Genomic DNA, 1,652 nt, shown 5'->3' on the forward strand with positions numbered 1-1,652 from the left:
CCCCCAGCCGGTACAGCATCGGCAGGTCGAGTTCGCGGCCGATCAACAGGGTGATGCCGAACAGCAGCAGGCCTACCGCCAACTCACGCACATGGCCCAGGGACATCTCGCTGCTGTCGCTGGCCAGAAAGCTCAGCAGGTACAACGCCAGAAAGCCCAGCAACAGGCGCCACATGGTGCTGCGCAGGCGCTCGGCCGGCAGTTGCTTGATCGCCAGTTGCAGCACCAGCACCAGCGCCAGCGCGGCGCCGATCAGCTTGGTGGCGGTCAGTTGGCTGTCCTTGAACAGGCCTTCGAGCGGCACCAGGGTGATGATCGCCAACAGCCCCCAGGCCGGGCGCCTGTACAGCGCCAGCAGGCCGGCCAGGCCGATGACCGCGCCGGGCGCGAGGAATGGGTAGGGGCTGGCCAGCAGCGCCAGGCAGGCAATGGCCAGCAAGCCGATCAGGGACAGGGGAATGATCATGCGCAGGTCTCCGTGGCCGCGCCCAGGTATATCCGGGCCCAGCGTTGCGCCAGCGTCGGCAGGTGATAACGTTCGCGTTGGGTGTGCCGCGCCCGGGTAATCAGCTCACCGGCCTGGGCCGGGTCGAGCATCAACGCCTCAAGCTGCATTGCCAGCTCATCCACCGCCAGGGGCCGGGCCAGCAGACCGCTGTGCCCGTGTTCGATCACATCAGGAATACCGCCAACGCCAAAGGCCACCACCGGTACGCCATCCTGCATGGCTTCGAGCAGGATCATCGGCGTACCTTCGGTGCGCGAGCTGATCACCAGGGCATCCAGGCGCGCCATCCAGGCGCGCATGTCGGCCTGATAACCCGGCAGGCGAATACGCTCGCTCAAGCCGGCGGCATCGATGCGTGCCTGCAGGGCTTTGCGCTCCGGGCCGTCGCCGAGCATCACCGCAGCGAGCTGCGGATGACGCTGGCACAGCGGGATCAGGGTATCGAGAAACAGGTCCGGGCCTTTTTCGCGGCTCAAGCGCCCGACATAACCGGCCAGCCAGCGACCGTCGCCATGGCGGCGTTCGGGCAGCGCTTGGGCGTCGGGCAAACCGTTGGGAATCACCTGCAACTTGGCTTCGGCAACCCCCGCCTGGCGGTGGATACGCTTGATGCTTTCGGCCACGCAGATCACCTGGCCGATGGTGGCAGTGCGGCACAGCTGCAGGCTGATCCAGGTATACAGGTGTTGCTTGCGGCTGGTGGGGGTGAAGCCGTGCTGGGTAGCGACCATGGGCAGGCGCCACAACCTGGCCCCCAGCCAGCCGAACAGCAGGCCCTTGAAGTTGTGGCTGTTGATCAGCGGCTGCTGGTCGTGGCGCTGGCGCAATTGGCCGAGCAGCTCGCCCATACCGTCGCAGGTCTGGCAGGCCACGCCGGCGGCGCGAAAGCGCGCCACCAGTTGGTCCGGGGCTCCGAGGAACAGCACCAGGTGCTGTCCGGGGGTGGACCGGCAGTGGTCCAGCAGCATGCGCTCGACGCCGTAGAAGCCACCACTGCTGAGCAGATGCAGGATGGGCCGCATGGGCGTCAGCGCAGCGTTCAATTGCGCACCCAGTGCACCAGCCGCGGCAGCGACCAGCCCTTGTAAGGGTTGGGAGTTTCCGGGGTCTGGTCGTTGATCACCAGCAGTACCGGCAGGGGCAG

Annotated in this window: 1 protein-coding gene and 1 pseudogene; both read right to left on the bottom strand. The window is 66.8% G+C overall.

Annotation, left to right across the window (positions count from 1 at the left end; genetic code table 11):
* Positions 1–466: pseudogene (locus UW3_RS0125480) on the bottom strand (O-antigen ligase family protein); the annotation flags it as partial.
* Complete coding sequence (locus UW3_RS0125485; protein WP_026001543.1) at positions 463–1,551, bottom strand: glycosyltransferase family 4 protein; 1,089 nt, start codon at positions 1,549–1,551, stop codon at positions 463–465. The pseudogene UW3_RS0125480 and the gene UW3_RS0125485, both read right to left, overlap by 4 nt.
* Positions 1,552–1,652 lie beyond the last annotated feature (101 nt).

The organism is Pseudomonas donghuensis (assembly GCF_000259195.1).
Taxonomy (GTDB): domain Bacteria; phylum Pseudomonadota; class Gammaproteobacteria; order Pseudomonadales; family Pseudomonadaceae; genus Aquipseudomonas; species Aquipseudomonas donghuensis.